This window comes from Mucilaginibacter rubeus (genome assembly GCF_003286415.2).
Taxonomy (GTDB): Bacteria; Bacteroidota; Bacteroidia; order Sphingobacteriales; family Sphingobacteriaceae; genus Mucilaginibacter; species Mucilaginibacter rubeus_A.
In genome coordinates this window covers 3,981,782-3,998,534 of the sequence record NZ_CP043450.1, presented here as the reverse complement: position 1 = coordinate 3,998,534, position 16,753 = coordinate 3,981,782, and the positions used below count along the sequence as shown (strand labels likewise).

General features: G+C 41.1%; 12 protein-coding genes. 11 read left to right on the top strand and 1 reads right to left on the bottom strand.

Translation table 11 applies throughout. The features are described from left to right. The first annotated feature begins 176 nt into the window (after positions 1-176). The gene (locus DEO27_RS15650) at positions 177-1,277 is read left to right on the top strand and encodes an MraY family glycosyltransferase (RefSeq protein ID WP_112573937.1); all 1,101 of its coding nucleotides are present in this window, start codon (positions 177-179) and stop codon (positions 1,275-1,277) included. A 114-nt stretch (positions 1,278-1,391) separates the two neighbouring features. Beyond that, on the top strand, positions 1,392-1,706 hold the full coding sequence (locus DEO27_RS15645) for a DMT family transporter (RefSeq protein ID WP_112573936.1): 315 nt from the start codon (positions 1,392-1,394) through the stop codon (positions 1,704-1,706). Here DEO27_RS15645 and DEO27_RS15640 read toward each other — a convergent pair. Then, complete coding sequence (locus DEO27_RS15640) at positions 1,689-2,303, bottom strand: Crp/Fnr family transcriptional regulator (protein WP_112573935.1); 615 nt, start codon at positions 2,301-2,303, stop codon at positions 1,689-1,691. The two genes, DEO27_RS15645 and DEO27_RS15640, sit on opposite strands and share 18 nt — an antisense overlap. A gap of 237 nt (positions 2,304-2,540) precedes the next feature. On the opposite strand from DEO27_RS15640, the gene DEO27_RS15635 reads away from it, so the two are divergent. The 9 genes from DEO27_RS15635 (at position 2,541) to DEO27_RS15595 (ending at position 16,660) form a co-directional block, all read left to right on the top strand. Further along, positions 2,541-3,137, top strand: a complete 597-nt coding sequence (locus DEO27_RS15635; protein WP_112573934.1) for an RNA polymerase sigma factor — start codon at positions 2,541-2,543, stop codon at positions 3,135-3,137. A 75-nt stretch (positions 3,138-3,212) separates the two neighbouring features. Further along, positions 3,213-4,346 (top strand): FecR family protein, encoded by a 1,134-nt coding sequence (locus DEO27_RS15630; protein WP_112573933.1) that lies wholly within the window; start codon positions 3,213-3,215, stop codon positions 4,344-4,346. Between the two features lie 120 nt (positions 4,347-4,466). Next, positions 4,467-8,036 (top strand): TonB-dependent receptor, encoded by a 3,570-nt coding sequence (locus tag DEO27_RS15625; RefSeq protein ID WP_223817957.1) that lies wholly within the window; start codon positions 4,467-4,469, stop codon positions 8,034-8,036. Between the two features lie 11 nt (positions 8,037-8,047). Next, a complete protein-coding gene (locus DEO27_RS15620; protein WP_112573931.1) occupies positions 8,048-9,451 on the top strand; it encodes a RagB/SusD family nutrient uptake outer membrane protein in 1,404 nt (467 codons plus the stop codon). Positions 9,452-9,499: 48 nt separating this feature from the next. Then, positions 9,500-10,774 carry a ComEC/Rec2 family competence protein gene (locus tag DEO27_RS15615; protein WP_112573930.1) on the top strand — a complete coding sequence of 425 codons (1,275 nt, stop codon included), beginning with the start codon at positions 9,500-9,502 and terminating at the stop codon, positions 10,772-10,774. Position 10,775: 1 nt separating this feature from the next. Further along, on the top strand, positions 10,776-11,696 hold the full coding sequence (locus tag DEO27_RS15610) for a glycerophosphodiester phosphodiesterase family protein (protein WP_112573929.1): 921 nt from the start codon (positions 10,776-10,778) through the stop codon (positions 11,694-11,696). Positions 11,697-12,311: 615 nt separating this feature from the next. After that, the gene (locus DEO27_RS15605) at positions 12,312-13,973 is read left to right on the top strand and encodes a vitamin K epoxide reductase family protein (RefSeq protein ID WP_112573928.1); all 1,662 of its coding nucleotides are present in this window, start codon (positions 12,312-12,314) and stop codon (positions 13,971-13,973) included. 88 nt (positions 13,974-14,061) lie between these two features. Continuing rightward, a complete protein-coding gene (locus DEO27_RS15600) occupies positions 14,062-14,283 on the top strand; it encodes a hypothetical protein (RefSeq protein ID WP_112573927.1) in 222 nt (73 codons plus the stop codon). 259 nt (positions 14,284-14,542) lie between these two features. Beyond that, positions 14,543-16,660 carry a peptidase domain-containing ABC transporter gene (locus DEO27_RS15595; RefSeq protein ID WP_262714143.1) on the top strand — a complete coding sequence of 706 codons (2,118 nt, stop codon included), beginning with the start codon at positions 14,543-14,545 and terminating at the stop codon, positions 16,658-16,660. Positions 16,661-16,753: the final 93 nt, after the last annotated feature.

The window sequence follows — 16,753 nt, the reverse complement described above, 5'->3', positions numbered from 1 at the left end:
AGAGCCGATATTGCTTTGAATATGCCTAAACCTATGTTTATAAAATCGTGGTAAGGTTTGTGCAGACGTTTCACTTAAGCGGTTTTACCAAGATAAAGAGATAATGATTGTGTGAGGGAAATAGTAGTTGTATGTATCTGGTTAAAATTGACTTGTCACCCTGATTTTTACAAACTATGCTTGAAATTTTACGATCTCAACATTTAGTATTTTATACCCTCATTTTTCTGGTTTCGGCCACAATTACGTGGTTATGTATTCCTTCAATTTTGCATGTGGCGCGTGCCCGGCATTTGTATGATGATATTGGCCATTTTAGAAAGGAGCATGACCATGGGATACCCCGTTTAGGAGGTGTGGCTATCTTTGTAAGTTTCAACATAACAGCCCTTTTATTCGGCATACTTGATAAGTCGCTGCCGGTAAGCTACATGCTCACTGCATGTATTATTTTGTTTGCTATGGGGCTCAAGGACGACTTGTCTGGCGTAAATTCAAGTACAAAATTTGTCATACAGGCAATTGTGGCGCTGATCCTTGTTGTTCCGGCTGATATCCGTATCTCCAGTATGTATGGCATTTTTGGTATATACAGTTTACCTTATTTGCCAAGTGTTTTAATGTCTGTTTTGCTGATTATGCTCATTGTCAATTCCTTTAATCTGATTGATGGAATTAACGGACTGGCTGCTTCAACCGGAATCATTGTGAACTGTACTTTCGCTTTTCTGTTTTTTTACATCAGACAGTATGAGCTTGCAGCTATAGGTTTGGCTATGGCCGGCGCAATCCTGGGTTTTCTTCGTTTTAACTTATTGCCGGCAAGGATTTTTATGGGCGATACCGGAGCCTTGTTGATTGGATTGGTATCGTCTGTTATGGCATTGAAGTTTATCGCGCTCAGCATGAGTGGCGGAGGGGCACCCGATCTGATGTTCTATAGTCCTGCGCTTACAGTAGCAATATTAGCAGGCCCTGTTTTTGATACACTGCGTGTTTTTACCATCCGGTTATCTAAAGGGAAATCGCCGTTTGATGCCGATCGGAATCATATCCATCACCGTATATTACGACTCGGGTTTAACCATGTTCAGGCAACATTATGTCTTTCGGTAATGAGTTTGCTTTCTATAGGTAGCGTGTTTTTGTTCAGCAAGCTGGGGAATTCCTGGCTTATCGGACTTGTTTTTTTTATCTCCTTAGTAGCCAATTGCATGATCACCATTATGCTTCGCGCCAAAAAACGCAAAGACGCAGCATTGGCAATATCCAATTAAAGCAGAATTCAACTTGTTTTTTTAGCGGTTTTTCGTGTTATATATACCTTTCAGAATTTAACATCGGATAAATTTTTGCGTGATATTACCGGTTAGTTTTGCCGAAAAAATATCATGAACTGGATCTGTTTAATTTTTGCCGGCCTCTTAGAAATTGGATTTACCACCTGTTTGAAATTATCCGATAACTTCTCCAACCTGAAGTGGACATTAGGTTTTGTTATTTGCATTATTTTCAGTTTTGTGCTGATAAATAAAGCCACGCAAACCATTCCGCTGGGAACTGCTTACGCTGTGTGGACTGGGATAGGTGCCGCCGGAACCGTTATTGTTGGTGCTTTCTTCTTTAGTGAGCCTTTGTCGTTTATCCGGATGTTTTTCATCACTACACTTATCGCGTCTGTAATAGGGTTAAAGGCATTTGCCTGATCCTGCACTTTTTAGTTGAGCTTGTTTTAAACGTCTCTTATCCTTTGCCCTGATACGGCTCAGGGAAACCTGGGTCATGCCAAGGTATGATGCAATATGTTTGAGCTTCACACGCTGCAAAATATCCGGATGTGATTTTGTAAATTCCTCGTACCGGTCAAGCGTGCTTTTAAATTGCCTTGAGATCATTTGTTTTTCAGTTTCCACAAACGAGATATCTGCAAGCTTTCGTCCCCAATTGGCCAGGTGGATATCTGTACTGTATAGCGCTTCCAGGTCGTTTTTATGGAGCTGGAACAACTCGCAATCTTCCAATAATTCGATGCTTTCGTAACCTGCAATAGCCATCACATAACTTTGAATAGACAGGAGGATTTTTCCTTCGTCAAAAAAAGCAAAGGTTACTTCGTTTTGATCACCCTCAATAAAAGCCCTTGAAATGCCTTTTGCAATAAAATAAATACGGTTGTTGATCTTATTTGCTTTAAATAGCAGATGACCTTTAGGTAATGCAACTTGCTTTACGATGTCTTCTAACTTCAAAAATGACTCTTCAGGTATCCCTTTTATAGTAAATACAATTTCGCGGAAGTTCATAGTGGTGTTGTTTGTTGTTAACTACCCCGGCTAAAATAGCAACTGGAATTTTCAAATCAATTTATCAAAGGTTTAAAATTAGTTATATATCTGATCAGATTAGTTTTGAAGATCATAGCGGGACGTTTATCATTTCTGGCAATGAACTATTGCAATTGTATTGGTTATTGTAAATTGCTTAACAATAAAGTAATAATACAAAGCTTACTTTGCTGAAGCATATAAGTAGTTTTCCAAATGCAGCCAGTACAATCATTATCCGACTTTGAATTGCAGCAATTACTTGCCTGCGGAGATGAGGCTGCTTATAATGAATTGTATGGCCGTTATGCCGTGCAGATAAACAGGTTTATGCAAAAATATCTGCATAGCGCGGTTTTAAGCGAGGATGCAACTCATGACGTTTTTATCAAAATATGGAATAAGCGCGAGCAGCTCAAAAATGTACAATCGTTTAAAGCTTACCTGTTTACTGTGGCGCGAAACCAGGCTCTGGATAATTTAAAAACCGCCTTCCGCACAGAAAGTGCTATCAGTCAGATTTCGGCAACTATTACCGAATACCGTAATACGGTAGAAGAGGAGCGTCTTACCAAAGAGTACCTGTTATTTATAGAAAATGTACTCGCCGCCTTGCCGCAGCGTTCGAGGGAGATTTTTGCACTTTGCCGGGAGCAAGGGAAAACTTATGATCAGGCTGCCAAAGAATTAGGCATTTCCCGTAATGCAATTAAAAATCACATGGTGCTTACCATGAAGGTTTTAAGTTCAAAAGTTGAAACAGAGCTCGGTATTTCTCTCAGCATTTTGCTTGCCGTTGTTTTCAAACATTAAATTTTTCAAAAAAAATCATTTTTCTGCTACCCTGTTTTAGCCTTTTAAAGTCTTGGTATTAAAAGCCACGATTAAATGGAAGAAGCGTACTACAGGCAACTGGTAAAAAGGTATCTCGAAAAGCAGATAAGCGATGACGAATTAGAAGTATTTGCGCATTTGCTTAATGAAGGAAAACTCGACGAACACCTGGCCGAAGCCATGAGTAAGGATGCTCTTGCATTTGAAACTTCATCTGCGGGCAGCGAAGATATTCCATCCATAACCAGGAAAAAAAGATACTGGCCAACCTTCGCCGCGGCAGCAAGTATTTTATTATGCCTTTCTGTTGGTTTTTATTTCTATCGGCAGTCTCCAAAACAAAATCTGGTAAATAATAACGTCGTTAAGAACGATTTCCTGCCGGGCAGCAACAAGGCGGTGCTCACGCTGGCCAATGGTTCAAAACTAAGTTTAACAGGTGGTAACAAAGGATTATTGGCCCATCAGGGTATAACCGCTATCAACAAAAAAGAAGAAGGGCGGGTTGAGTATCGTCCCGGTACAGATGATCTGGCGGCCGGTCAGGCTGCAGCTACTTTATACAATACAGTTAGTACCCCTAAAGGTGGTCAGTACCAGGTAGTATTGCCCGATGGCACCAGGGTATGGCTTAATACGGCGTCATCAATCCGTTTCCCCACAGCGTTTACCGGTAATGACAGGCAGGTAGAGATTAGCGGGGAGGTTTATTTTGAAGTAGCCAAAAACAAGAGTAAACCATTTATCGTCAGCAGCGGAAACCAAAAGGTAACTGTGTTGGGTACCCATTTTGATATCAACGCCTACCAGGATGAAGGTACTGTGAAAACTACGTTGCTTGAAGGAAGTGTGAAAGTAACCAACGGAGATAACATGGTGTTACTTAAACCCGGGCAACAATCACAGCTCAGCACCGAAAATAAACTGACCGTAAGCAATGACATCGATATGGACGAAGTGGTTGCCTGGAAAAACGGTTTTTTTCAGTTTAATAAGGCTGATATTCAAACTATCATGAACCAGATTTCGCGCTGGTATGATGTGGAGGTCAGGTACGAAGGACAAGTACAGCCGGGACATTATTATGGTAAAATTTCCAGGAATGTTAATGCCTCAAAGGTGTTGAAAGTGCTGGAACTAAGTGGAATGCATTTTATAATTGAAGGGGGAAAGATTATAGTTAAATAGGAATATACCAAACATAAAAATGTCCCGGCAAGGCCGGCGCTTTTAAAATTTGCCCATAAAAAAGCCGGAACGTGTTCGAGCACAATCCGGCAACGATTGGGGCGGACTTATTCAAATAATTTGCCAACTAAATCAACAAGTAACCCTAACCATTACAAAGGTATGCAATTTTATACGCTTTGCCGCCGGTCTGTGCATTATCAGCCGGTACAAACAATGCCCGCAGGTGCAACACCTGTAAAGTACAATTCGGGGATGTCCCGGATACAATCAATGCTCATTCGCATGAAACTGATTACCCTGTTAATGCTTGCCGCCTGTTTGCAGATCAGCGCTGCCGGCTATAGTCAAAATATCAGCCTCTCTCAAAAGCAGGTTAGCCTGGAGAGCGTTTTTAAAAACATTGAAAAACAAACCAATTACAATTTCTTTTACAAGCTTGAGCTACTCAGTAGCCTCAACAAAGTCAGTATCGATGTAAAAAATGTTCCGGTAACCGATGTGCTTGATATGGTTTTGAAGAACCAGCCGGTAACCTATAAAATAGTCGATAATATTATTGTTATTAACGCTACAAATGCAGCGGCAGTCCAAAGCCTTAAACCGATAACCGTAACCGGTACGGTGAAAGACGGCAAAGGTGCTGCCTTGCCCGGCGTTACTATAACGGTTAAAGATGGCAAATCATCGGCAGTTACTGATGGAAATGGCTACTTTAAAATTGTAGTTGAAGAACAAGCTGTATTACAAATTACTTCCGTGGGCTATAAAAAACAGGAAATACCTGTTAATGGCCGTACAGTGCTGGCTATCACGCTTGATGACGATGTTAGTCAATTAAACCAGGTAGTTGTTATTGGCTACGGCAAGCAATCGCGTGAAAAAATTACCGACGCGATAACCACGGTAAAAGGAGCCGAGTTAAACAGGTACTCGGGCGCCAGCTTTGCACAGCAACTTGCCGGTAAAGCGGCCGGCGTAGTGATCAATGATGCTTCGGCGCAACCCGGAACCGATCCGCAGATCGTGATCAGGGGTATTGGTACTTTAACAGCAGGTCGGTCACCACTTATTGTTGTAGATGGGTTTCCATTATCAGAAGGCAGTAGCTTTAACTCTATCAATCCGCAGGATATAGAAACACTGGATATATTGAAAGATCCGGCTTCTGCAGCAATTTATGGCTCAAGGGCCGCGAACGGCGTTATCCTCCTCACTACAAAAAAGGGCAGCGGCGATAAGGTGAAGGTTTCGCTGGATATATATTCAGGTTTCCAGGAAAGGCATGATAACATGAAATACGTTGATGCCTACCAGGCGGCCACCTATTTTACAGAAGCCCGCGACTGGGGATATGTATCAAAAGATCCGAATAACAGAAGCATCAATGATGACCGCGCCACAAGGGTTGCAAAGGGTGCATCGTTAAGGGAGCTGCGCTTAAATTACCTGCAACCATATCTTGACGGTAAGCAAGGGCTTACCAATACCAACTGGCTCAATGAAGTATTTCGCAAGGCGCCAATGAGCAGTTATAATTTGTCGGTTTCCGGTTCATCGGGCAAAACCAATTATTATATCTCATCCAATTATTTTAAGCAGGATGGTATTGTGATTAATAACGGCTTGGAGCGATACAGCGGTACCATCAAGGTTGAATCCAAAATCTCCAAAATGTTTACGTACGGCGTTTCGGTTAACCCATCGTTTAACAAGGAAAAATACTTTAATAATAACGCTAACAACTCTAATGACGTAGTGAGTGATGTTACCATTAGTTATCCTTTTTTCCCTGCTTATAATGCTGATGGTTCTGTTGCCATAAGCCAGCAGATAAAAGGTAATACACCTGAAGATGGCGCATTGGGCGAAAATCCAGTTGCATTGGCCACCAAGATTAAAAATAACCTGAACGATACCCGCCTGTTTGGAAACACTTACCTGGTTTTTGAACCGTTAGCCGGGCTTAAATTTAAAACAGTACTGGGTACGGATATCAGGAGCAATTTTTATGATTATTACAGGCCATCAGATGTAGGCGGATACCGCGCAGCAGCACCGCAACCGGCTTCGGCTATTGAAACTAACGGGCATATCTATAATTACATTACTGAAAATACAGTTGATTATTCTAAAAGCATTGGTCACCATGATTTTGATATTTTGGCGGGTTATACTTTCCAATCCGAAAACGGTGCAAACACTGCTGTAACCGGCTCCGGAATCCCCGATGATAACATCACTAATATTGCGGGTGCCAGCGCATTCAGCTTAGTGTCATCACGCTACCAGTGGACCCAGATCTCATACCTGGCCCGTTTACAATACGCGTATGCTGATAAGTATTTGTTATCCGCAACCATCAGGAGGGACGGCTCATCACGCTTTGGTGATAACAATAAATGGGGTAACTTCCCATCGGTAACGGCAGGTTATATCCTGAGTAAGGAACCTTTTTTTCCTGAAAATAAAGTCCTCACCTTCGCCAAAATCCGTGCAAGCTGGGGATCGGCGGGTAATAACCAAATAGGATCATACAGTTCAAAAGCACTTATCGGGTCGGCATCTGCAAATGGCGGAGTTAATGAATATAACTACAATTATGTTTTCGGCAGTACGCTGAGCCCCGGTTTTGCTGCTACAACTACGGCTAACAACAACCTTACCTGGGAAACTAAAAACTCAACCGACATTGGTATCGACCTGGCTTTTTTCCAAAAGTTCAATCTCGTGGCCGATTATTATAAAAGCACTACCAAAAACCTGTTGCTGAATGTGCCTATTCCTGAGCAATCGGGTTTTACCAACTCTATTCAGAATATTGGTAAGGTGGCCAACCATGGTTTCGAGTTTGAACTTTCGGGTAATAACCTTAACGCAGGGCCTTTCAAAATAGGTTTTAACGCCAACCTGGCTACCAACGTGAACAAGGTATTGGCCTTAGCTCCCGGACAAACCCAAATCATACAAGGGCCGGCAAGTAATTTTATCACCAAAGTAGGCGGCCCGGTTGCGGCTATGTATGGCTACAACGTTATAGGTATTTATAAAACGCAGGATGAGATTAACAACACGCCGCATTTGGCCGGTACATTAACAGGTGATTATAAAGTAGCGGATACCAACCATGATGGCGTAATTGACAGCCGCGACCAGGTATCCTACGGAACCTACAGCCCTAAATTTACCTATGGCTTCGGAGCAAATATTGCTTACAAACGCTTTGAGCTTAATGTTGCGTTTAACGGGGTTTATGGCCGCAAAATATATGATAACGGTTTAGCCACCCTTGATGATTCGGGCGAAGGCTTTTCTATGCCGAGCGTTTATTATTTTGAAAACAGGTATCACCCTGTCGATAATCCAAACGGAACCTACGCACAGCCCAATCTTGGTAACTTATCATCGGCCAGAAGACTTACACGTGCCGCCAGCATTTTTTACTACAAAGGCGATTATCTGCGATTGAGAAACGCGCAACTGGCTTATAATCTGCCGGAGGCTTTAACCTCAAAAGTTAAGATCAGCCATATCCGTTTATACTGCTCGGCCAATAACCTGTTTACCTGGACAAAATTCAGGGGGTACAATCCTGATGCTACCAGCGGCAATGTGCTTACGGATGGCTTGTCGAATGCAAACTACCCTATTGCAAGGTCATTCATTTTTGGTGCTAATGTTACATTTTAATTGTTACAGACATGAAAATTAAATACATCATCATAGCAGCAGTGCTGTCGGTAACTGCTTCATCATGTAAAAAAGAACTTTATCAAAATCCTGTTACCTCTAAAGACCTCGGCAAATTCATAACCAACCAGGCCGAAACCGAAGAGTATATAACCGCCGTTTACGGAACTTTGCAATCAACCGGCCTTTACGGATTGTATCTACCTGCATTTGCCGAGATCCCTTCCGATAATACTTATGACCAGGTGCCATCTAATGATAGTGGTAACTACGGCCAGCTTGATCAGTTTACAACGATACCATCAAACGATATTATAGAAACCACCTGGCGCGATGCATATCAGGGGATCCAAAAAGCTAACGTGGTATTAAACCGGATAGATAAGATCACTTATACCGATCCGGCAGTGAAACAGGCCCGTAAAGGCGAAATGTTATTCATCAGGGCATTGCTTTATTTTAATATTGTGCGGTTGTACGGCGATGTGCCTTTAGTAACTACCGAAACTACCGATCCTAACCAGTACTTTGGTTTAGGCCGTCAGCCGGCAGCCAAAGTTTATGATCAGATCAAGGCCGATTTAACAGCCGCTATTCCTTTACTGCCGGAGGTGCCGGGGCAACCTGGAAGGGTGGTTAAAACCGCTGCAGAAAGCCTGCTGGGTAAGGTTTACCTGACACTGAAGGATTATGCTAATGCCGAAACGCAATTGCTGGCAGTTGTTAATTCGGGTAAGCATGCATTGCTCACCCGTCCGCAGGATGTGTTTGCAGTAAGTAATGAAAACAATAAAGAGATCATTTTCTCCGTGCAATTCACATCCGGTCTAAATGGCAATTCGGAAGGAAGCATCATGTTTCAGCAATTTAGCCCATCTGCCACGGTTACCGGTGCTAAAGGTCATAACCTGCCTACATTAAGTTTGTATAATTTGTACGCTGCCGGCGATCTTCGGAAAGGCGTGTATGTTACCCTGGCCCCAACCGGCGCCCCATTTGATAATAAGCTTACCGCACCAACCACGATCATCACCGATGGGCCAAGCGATTTTGTGGTTTTGCGCTACGCGGATGTTGTACTGATGATGGCCGAAGTAGAAAATGAGTTAGGGAACACCGCCCAGGCGGCAACTTACCTGAACATCATTCGCACTCGTGCCGGTTTGTCAAATACCTCTGCGGCTAACCAGGCCGATCTGCGCGATGCCATTGCACTGGAGCGCAGGTTGGAACTGATAGGAGAGGGACATCGCTGGTTCGATCTGCTTCGTACCGGTACAGCTGTTACCGTCATGAACAAATGGTTTAAGGATAATAATATCCTGATCACTATCGATCAGCACAACCTGCTGATGCCGGTTCCTCAATCACAGGTGAATACCGATCCGGCTATTAAACAAAATCCCGGATATTAAATTAACAGCGGGTTATCTTAACGGGTAACCCGCTTTATAAAAAGCTATATGAAGAAATTGGTTTTAGTACTTCTTGCTGTGCTTTTTATGATGAGAGGCTATGCACAGGAAAAAAACGTAAATGAGCATTTACCCGCCTGGCAGGAAGGACAAATGGATATCCACTTTATTAATACCGGCCGTGGGAATTCAAGTTTCCTGATTTTTCCGGATGGCACAACTATGCTCATTGATGCGGGGGACATGAATGCCCAGGAATTTGAGAGCACAAATGATCCTTTGAAAGTGCCACCCGCATTACCGGATAGCTCATTAAGGCCGGGGCAATGGATTGCCGCCTATATCAAACAGGTGATGCCAGAAGGGAGAAAGGCTGCTATCGATTATGCACTGATCACGCATTTTCACGGAGATCATTATGGTAATATCGAAAAAAACAGTCCAATGGCGGCTAATGAAGCTTACCAGTTGTCCGGATTGACAGATGTGGGCAATATTATTCCTATCAAAAATATGCTTGACAGGGGCTACACTTACCCCGTTGATCTTTTAACTTATTATCGCAATAATGCCACTTTCAACAATTATCTGGCCTTTGTGAAATATCAATCAACCAATAACGGGATGAGATATGCGGCATTAAAGGCAGGCAGCGCAAGCCAGGTTGTATTGTTGACCCATCCGGAGTTGTATCCACGCTTTGAAATACGCAATATCAAATCAAACGCCATGATCTGGTCTGGAAAGGGAGAGGGGACAAGCACTTGCTTTACAACGGGACAGTTATTGGAAAATGGTAAGTTTAATGAAAACCCGCTCAGCAACGCTGTTAAAATAAGTTACGGCCCTTTTACTTACTATGCAGGTGGCGACAATACCGGGTATGAAGGCAGTAATTATCCCGGCCGGCGAGATGTTGAAACGCCTATTGCAAAAGTAATTGGCAAGGTAGATGTGCTCACGCTAAATCATCATGGTAACCGCGATGCCACAAACGATGTATTTTTAAAAGCGCTCGCCCCAAAAGTTGCTGTTGAACAAAGCTGGTGCTCGGATCAGCCGGGACAGGAGGTTGCATTTAGGTTGATGGAAAAAACAAGCTCGGGAGATAATATAAATGTGTTTGATACCTATATGCAGCCTGAAGCTAAAACTTACCTGGGTTTTTGGATTGCCAAAGGATTTAAAAGCTTTGAAGGGCATGTGCTCATCCGTGTTTTAAAAGGAGGCGAATCATATTCCGTTTTCATCCTTGATGATAAAAGCCCTGTAATTAAAGTGAAACAAGTATTTGGTCCTTATTTAACACATCAAAAAATATAACATGTATTTAAAAAATATAAGAGCTGTTGCAATTATTGTTTCGGCGATATTATTGTATTGCACAAACGGCTATGCCCAAACTACGAAGGCCGATAGTTTGATAAAACAATTACATCAGCCGCTTGATAAGCATATCATGGTAGCCGCTCATCGTGGCGATTGGCGGGATGCCCCGGAAAATTCCCTGTTGGCATTTAAGTATGCTATGGCCATAGGTGTAGATATTATTGAACTGGATTTGAACAAAACAAAAGATGGGGTAGTGGTTATCATGCATGATCCAACTATCGATCGTACAACCGATGGTAAGGGAAGCCCTGGCGATTACACTTTAGCCGAGCTGAAGAAATTTCACCTGAAAAATGGTCTCGGGAGAGTTACCGTAAATACCATCCCCACCCTACAGGAAGTGATGGAGTTGATTAAAGGCAAAGTTTTAGTAAACCTTGATAAAAGCTATCCATATTATAATGAGGCTTACGAGGTTTTAAAAGCTACTGGTACCTTAAATCAGGCAATTTTTAAAACAACAGAGCCCTACGAAACGGTTAGGAAGCAATATCCTGCAATTATTGATAGCATTACGTTTATGGCCGTGATTGATCTGGATAAGCCTGGCGCAAAACAATCCATCGAAAATTACCAGCGGCATATTAAGCCGGTAGCGTTTGAATTGAATTTTGGCAAGGATACTTCGGTTATCCTTAAAAGCAACCAGTTCATTAATCGAAATGGTGCACGCATCTGGATCAATTCGTTGTGGGCGAGTCTTAATGCGGGACATGATGACGATACCGCAGTTGATCTCGGGAATACCAAAGGCAGTTGGGATTGGATTATTGCACATGGAGCTACCATCATACAAACTGACAGGCCAAGGGAATTACTGCAATACCTGCGGAAAAGAAATTTGCATGATTAAATCGGTATCTGTGATCTGAAAAATTTGCGCGTTTAAAGTGGAATAAATTGAGTGGTCCTGAAATAGTCAACCTATTTCAGGACTACTCAATTTGATTCTTATCGATTTTATTAAGGGCTTTATAGCTTGAGTCAAAGTCTATACTACTAATAGAAATCATCTGTCTGACTATATTTCTTCAAAATAGTTTGTTAACCCTTTTGCAAAGTATTATGACTTTGAATATATATAATAATGCGCAAACGTTTGTGTTGTGTTTTTTAATTTATTTATTTGATAATTAGTTGTTTGTGTTTTTTTTATGATGGGTTTTATCGTTTGTGTTTAGTATTAACTGAAAAAAAAGACTATAATACTGGTTTGTTTGTTATTTTGTAATGTGTTTTTTTATTTAACTTATTGATAGTTAATATTATTTTAATTTATATTGGTTGTATTTATACGAGCAAACGTTTGTGTAATAAAAACTATAGGTTATGTATTTTAAAGTAAATAGATTCGATTATTAATTATTAAAGCAGTAGGATATACTTTTAGTTAAAGTTGTCACCCGGTAGTTTTGCTGGGGCGCAGGATATAGTTAATAATAATACTAAACCTTAGAATTCATAAATCATGCTGCCTTTATTCCAGTCGGTATCCAACCCTCTTCGCGTCACATGTTTGTTATTAGATATCTTGAATGTTAAAATATCCCGAACAACACTGGAAAAGGAGATAGAAGAACATCCTGATTACCCAAGTTTGTTAAGCATTAGTGATGTACTTAATTCATATAATGTACAAAATTTAGCCCTCACGCTGGGGCAGGACAAATTTACAAAGATTCCACTGCCATTTATAGCCCAGATAAGAGGCGAAAAATCGCGTGAATATTATTCGACCGTTGTGAAAAAAATAGACGGCGATTCAGTTTATTTTTTTGACCATGGAAATGATGAATGGACTTGCAAACCATTATCTGTTTTTTTGAAGAAATGGACCGGGATAGTATTACTTACTGAGGCTGGGGACGACGCTGGGGAGAAAGACTATAATGAAAAATTGAGAGAAGAAAAACGGAAACGTTGGGGACAATACTTTTCTATTTTTTCCATTCCTCTATTGATACTGGCTGTCTCCATTTTTGCTTACCTGGATAGTGGCGTTAATGCCGTATTGCCATTGGCTTTTTACGGGTTTACACTTATCGGAAGCATCGTGGGGGTTTTGCTGCTTGGTTATGAAGTTGATAGGCACAACCCTTTGCTGAAACAAATATGTAAAGGTGGGAAAAAGGTGAACTGTGATGCGATATTACAATCGAAAGCGGCTAAGATTGCCGGTATAAAATGGAGTGTGCTGGGATTCAGCTATTTCACAGGGTTGTTACTTTTATTGGCATTCGAGGGCGTTGCCAACAGTAAATCCTTGTTTATATGTTCCTGGCTAAATGTCCTGGCCGTTCCCTATGTATTTTATTCTGTTTATTATCAATGGCGTATAGCCCGGCAATGGTGCATATTATGTTTAGCTGTACAATTTGCATTATTGTGCCAATTATTAATTTCTTTGAACGGGAGATGGTATACACTGTTGAATGTAGCCGATATCACCCCACAGTTATTCGTACAATCCTCATTAGCATTTCTCATTCCTTTTATCGTGTCCAATGCATTATTGACAGCCTTGAGTAAAGTGAAGGATAATAAGATTGTAAATACAGAATTGCAGCGTTTAAAACATAATGCACAAGTATTTGAAGCATTGCTTGTAAAGCAAAAAAAAATAGATCATGATGCTGTTGGTTTAGGGCTAACCCTTGGGAACCCAAACGCCACACATAGGATTATTAAAGTATGTAATCCATACTGTGGGCCATGTGCTAAAGCGCATGTACCGATAGAAGAATTGCTGAACAATAATCCGGATATACAGGTGCAAATTGTTTTTACGGCCACGAACGATGAAGATGATACTTTGGCTCCTCCGGTTAAACATTTATTGGCTATTGCCCAATCAGGCGATGAAATGCTAACAAAACAAGCCTTAGACGATTGGTATCTGTCAGAAAAAAGGGACTACAATTTATTTGCTGCCAAATATCCGATGAATGGAGAATTGAAAAAGCAAAGTGCTAAAATAGGCGCCATGCAAGAATGGTGTGATAAGGTAGATATAGAATTTACACCAACTTTCTTTGTCGCCATGAATAATGATGATGACCAACCTCCGGTTTATTACCAGTTACCGGAAACCTACAGAGTAAATGATTTAAAGTATTTTTTTTCTGTTTAAACTCGAGTAATAGCAGGGGAATGATAGCCTCGAATGTTCCCAGGCTAACAAAGGGGACAAAATTTATTTCTCTAAAATCTTCTTTACAATGAAAAAACTAAAATTAAAGGCGATCGAACTTGGCGCTAATGAAATGATGACGAGAGCACAATTAAAAAATGTTTTAGTAGGTGTTATCGGCGGTGCTACCGGTCCGGATTGCCTTCCGAGAGGATCGGGCTGCAGCCAGGTAACTGAACAGACAAATTGTTGCGGTAGTGGCAGGTGTCTACCTGATCCAAACAATGCGTTTGGTTATTCTTGTATGTAGTCTCTTTAAATAGAGTTGACCGTAGAGATACTTTTATAGTATCTCTACCTCTAACTGACGACACGTTGCCTGATGAGGAGCAGATAGAACCGGCTACCACATAAGCATCGTCACAGATGCTTTCCCGGTTTAATTGTAGCTTGTTGATCGGCTTGCTGGAAAAGGCTTTTCAATCATTAATTAAATAATAATTCTTTAAATGCCATTTCCCTTTTATAAACAACTTGAGCAAATGGATTGTGGGCCCACATGCCTTCGTATGATAACAAGGTATTATGGGCGTAACTTTAAGTTAGAAACGCTGAGAAAGCTTTGCGAAATCAATAAGGAAGGGGTATCGCTTTTAGGAATAAGTGATGGAGCTGAAAAAATAGGCTTCCGAACCTTAGGTGTTAAATTAAATACCGAATTGCTACAGGATGCTTCCATGCCCTGTATTTTACACTGGCGGCAAAATCACTTTGTTGTGCTTTATAAATTTAAAAAGCATAGGTATTATATAGCAGATCCGGGAAGTGGCCTGGTAACCCTCAATGAAAAGGAATTTGTCCTTAATTGGCTGGGGGATAAAGAGGCTGGCGAGGGCATCGCGTTGTTGCTGACGCCAACACCGCAGTTTTACGAGCAAGACGAAGAAAATAACACTACAATACGATGGTCATTTCTATTTAAATATATTATTATCTACCGTAAATTGCTTGTCCAGTTATTATTAGGGCTTACCATAGGTAGCTTGTTACAGTTGATCACTCCATTTTTGACGCAGTCGGTAGTTGACATCGGTATCAATACCCGAAATCTCAATTTTATTAATATTATTCTTATCGCTCAGATAACCTTAATCGTAGGGCGTGTGAGCGTGGAGTTTATCCGGTCATGGATACTATTACACATTAGTACCCGGATAAACATATCGATTCTAACCGATTTTTTGATAAAGCTGATGAAATTGCCCATGAGCTTTTTTGATACCAAGATGACGGGTGATATTATGCAGCGTATGAGTGATCAGAAGCGGATTGAAAGTTTTTTGACCGGCTCAACACTTACCACGATGTTTTCCTTGGTCAATTTGACGGTGTTTTCTATAGTATTGGCTTATTACAATGCTGGGGTGTTTTTTGTATTCGCTGCAAGCAGTACATTGTATATTGTATGGATAATTCTTTTCCTGAAAAGACGGCGATTGCTTAATTATAAAAGTTTTGATGTTTCGGCACAGAATCAGAATAGCATTGTGCAGCTTATTGGTGGTATGCAGGAAATAAAGCTTAATAATTGTGAGCAGCAAAAGCGCTGGGAGTGGGAGCATACGCAAGCGCGTTTGTTTAAATTCAACGTAAAAACGTTGGCACTTAATCAATATCAGCAGGGAGGTGCCACTTTCATCAATGAAGGTAAAAATATATTTATAACCTTTTTAAGTGCACAGGCGGTAATTCAGGGTAGTTTAACATTAGGCGCAATGGTGGCCGTACAATTTATTGTTGGCCAGTTAAGCAGTCCTATTGATCAGCTGCTTGGTTTTATTCAAGGATTTCAGGATGCTAAGATTAGCCTGGAACGGTTGAATGAAATACATCAAATGCCTGATGAAGAAGCTGTTCACAAAGAGTGGAGCCATGTTCTGCCTCAAAACAGGAGCCTGTTGCTCAATAAACTGACGTTTAAATATCCGGGTACAGGTAACGAAGCTGTATTGGAAAATATCAATCTTTATATACCACAGGGTAAGACAACTGCCATTGTAGGAACGAGTGGAAGCGGTAAAACCACAATTTTAAAGTTATTGCTCCGGTTTTACGAGCCACAAAAAGGAGAAATACGGGTTGGTGAACAATTGATTGACAGTATAAGCTTTAAAAGTTGGCGAAGGCAATGTGGTGTTGTTATGCAGGATGGCTTTATATTTTCAGACAATATCGAGAGAAATATTGCGGTTGGGGATGACTATCCCGATAAAGCCAAGCTAAGGCATGCTATTAAAGTTGCCAATATCCAGGATTTTATTGACAAGTTGCCAATGGGCCTCAAAACTAAAATAGGCGCGGAAGGTAATGGGATTAGCCAGGGGCAGCGACAACGCATATTAATTGCGCGGGCTGTTTATAAGAACCCGGAGTATATTTTTTTCGATGAAGCGACTAATTCTTTAGATGCCAATAATGAAAAGATCATCATGGATAATCTACTTGAGTTTTTTGCAGGCAGAACGGTAGTAATTGTAGCACATCGCCTAAGTACAGTAAGCAATGCGGATAATATCATTGTGCTTGACCGGGGGCGCATCATAGAGCAGGGGAGTCATCAGGAATTGACACGCCTCAAAGGAGACTATTATAAGCTCGTTAAAAATCAGTTGGAATTGGGAACATAAAAAAGAACGAAGTCTGTATCAAGAATAATTTTTTTATACGGAAAATCCCTGGTTTTGGAAATAGCTTCCATGAAATATATCACGTTGAATTAA

Coding starts and splice junctions, on each gene's coding strand:
- DEO27_RS15615 (WP_112573930.1), top strand. CDS start 9,500: ATGAAGAAATTGGTTTTAGTACTTCTTGCTGTGCTTTTTATGATGAGA.
- DEO27_RS15640 (WP_112573935.1), bottom strand. CDS start 2,303: ATGAACTTCCGCGAAATTGTATTTACTATAAAAGGGATACCTGAAGAG.
- DEO27_RS15605 (WP_112573928.1), top strand. CDS start 12,312: ATGCTGCCTTTATTCCAGTCGGTATCCAACCCTCTTCGCGTCACATGT.
- DEO27_RS15650 (WP_112573937.1), top strand. CDS start 177: ATGCTTGAAATTTTACGATCTCAACATTTAGTATTTTATACCCTCATT.
- DEO27_RS15595 (WP_262714143.1), top strand. CDS start 14,543: ATGATAACAAGGTATTATGGGCGTAACTTTAAGTTAGAAACGCTGAGA.
- DEO27_RS15635 (WP_112573934.1), top strand. CDS start 2,541: ATGCAGCCAGTACAATCATTATCCGACTTTGAATTGCAGCAATTACTT.
- DEO27_RS15600 (WP_112573927.1), top strand. CDS start 14,062: ATGAAAAAACTAAAATTAAAGGCGATCGAACTTGGCGCTAATGAAATG.
- DEO27_RS15620 (WP_112573931.1), top strand. CDS start 8,048: ATGAAAATTAAATACATCATCATAGCAGCAGTGCTGTCGGTAACTGCT.
- DEO27_RS15645 (WP_112573936.1), top strand. CDS start 1,392: ATGAACTGGATCTGTTTAATTTTTGCCGGCCTCTTAGAAATTGGATTT.
- DEO27_RS15610 (WP_112573929.1), top strand. CDS start 10,776: ATGTATTTAAAAAATATAAGAGCTGTTGCAATTATTGTTTCGGCGATA.
- DEO27_RS15630 (WP_112573933.1), top strand. CDS start 3,213: ATGGAAGAAGCGTACTACAGGCAACTGGTAAAAAGGTATCTCGAAAAG.